This window comes from bacterium (assembly GCA_037128595.1).
In the GTDB taxonomy this organism is placed as follows: domain Bacteria; phylum Verrucomicrobiota; class Kiritimatiellia; order CAIKKV01; family CAITUY01; genus JAABPW01.
The window spans coordinates 1-1,831 of record JBAXWB010000068.1 but is presented as its reverse complement, the minus strand read 5'-3'; the positions used below and the strand labels follow the sequence as shown (position 1 = coordinate 1,831).

Below are 1,831 nucleotides of genomic sequence, written 5' to 3'. Positions count from 1 at the left end.
GTGATGGGAGGCAATGAGGGCGGCACCGTCACAAGCCGCAGCCCGTGTTGTTTCACCACTTTCTCCCAAGTCTGGAAGGGATGCGGCGGGAGGTACTCCCCGCGATCCGAATCGTAACGGCCCTCAATACCGGTGAGCACGGCCATGGAGTTGGTGGCGGCGGCTTTGACGCCGTCGTCGGTGGAGCGACATCCGGCGAAGAAGTCGTTGCCCGGCCAGGAAACATGGTCCCAGGCGACGATGCTGAACAACAGGCAACCGGAGAAATCATCACCATTCTCCGCGTAATCCTGTGGCGGACAGAGTTGGGATTTCGCAAAATTTCCCTGCTGCAAGGGGCGGACCATCAGGGAGATGCCGTGGATTTCAAGCCGTACGTTGGTGCACTCACTGAAGGGGTCGAAATAAACCGCCCTCAGATCGGGAAAGGTTGCGCCGTGATGAGTCAGGAGTTTTTCCAACACCGTCTGCAACGCGGCCCCGAGTTGACCGCGGAACGGACCGGCGAACTGTCCGCAACCGAGACCGGGGATGGTGATGAGGGCCTGCCTGCCTTCGGCTTTGGCAACGTCGGTCACATACTTGAAGACCGGCAGCAGGCGGCGCTCATAGAGGCCGTAATATCCTTCCGGGCTGAGCAGTCCGTTAGGCTGGGTCACTTCCGCCCAATCGGCTGGTGGGCGTCCCTTGCCATTGCGCAGCAGGGCTCCTGGTGTGAAGACCAATGTGCCAGGGATCGGCTGCTCGTGGGGCACTGGCGCATCGTGATTGCCATTGTCGAAGACAGTCACTGGCACGGCGATGGAGATGTCCCCGAGAATGCCGAGTTCGGTTGGATTCCAGTCCGAGCCATCGCCAGCCACAGCGCTCTCCGCGAAGATTTGCGGCATCTTGGTGTTGATGAGCGCGTCGAGGAAGGCCGCGGCGGTGACCTTTCCGAAGTCGATGCGTTGGAGGCTGTCCTGCAAGCGGCATCCCGCCACGGCTTGGCCGGAGCGCAGAGCGTCCAGGTAGTCAGCAACTTTGGTCCGGGTTTCTTCTGGAACAAGGATGGTGTGGCGCATGGGGATGTTTCAGGGTTGAACTTCCCAGCGGCGGACATAATCCCTCTGCTCGTTGGTTTGGGGCGATTCAGGGTGGATCCTGAATTTTGGCATTTGGCTGGAGTAGAGATGCTGGACATGTTTCAACGCTGCATCCGGGTCATAGCCCAGTTCCCGGAGCCAGCAACCAACCACCATGCCGGTGCGGCCGATCCCGCCCCAACAGTGAACATAGACTGCGGGAGCCCGCTCGATGGATTCTCGGATGGCGGTCATGATTTCACGCATGGTGTCGACCGAGCTGGGGATGCACATGTCGGGGATCGGCAATGAGATTCTCCTGAGTGGGATGCCAGCTTCCCTTTCAAGCCCGGGCAACAACTCTTCATAAGGCTCCATCTGGTCAGCAGGAGTCGTTAGATCAAGGAAGGTGCGCACGCCGATGGTGATCAGACTGCGGAGCCTGGCCCTGGCTTCATCAGTGGTCTTCGATCCGGGATACTCGCCGCCGTCGAGCCGACCTTCTTCGATGGTGTAATGTTGCGGGGTCATCGTCAGATCAGCTTGGCGGCCACAATAGCAAGCGCGACCGGAATCGTGATGCCCAGCCCCATGATGACAAGACAGCCGCCGCCGGTGATCATGCGGCCGATCTTGCGTTCGCGGCCACTTCTGGTCAGCGGGATGCCAATGGTCCGGGAGAGCCGAGACTTTGCGGCGGATACCCCCAAGAAGCGTTTCCATGAAAATCCACCCAGGTTCATAGCTTTGTTTCCTTCTGTTGTTTG

3 protein-coding genes are annotated in these 1,831 nt (G+C 59.6%); all 3 read right to left on the bottom strand.

The genetic code is table 11. The features are described from left to right. The coding region (locus WCS52_19460) for a hypothetical protein (protein ID MEI6169367.1) at positions 1–1,064 on the bottom strand (1,064 nt) is incomplete at its 3' end. A 9-nt stretch (positions 1,065–1,073) separates the two neighbouring features. Beyond that, positions 1,074–1,595, bottom strand: coding sequence for a tyrosine-protein phosphatase (locus WCS52_19455; protein MEI6169366.1), 522 nt, complete (start codon positions 1,593–1,595; stop codon positions 1,074–1,076). Positions 1,596–1,597: 2 nt separating this feature from the next. Beyond that, on the bottom strand, positions 1,598–1,831 hold a 234-nt coding region (locus WCS52_19450; protein ID MEI6169365.1), incomplete at its 5' end, for a hypothetical protein.

Coding starts and splice junctions, on each gene's coding strand:
- WCS52_19455 (MEI6169366.1), bottom strand. CDS start 1,595: ATGACCCCGCAACATTACACCATCGAAGAAGGTCGGCTCGACGGCGGC.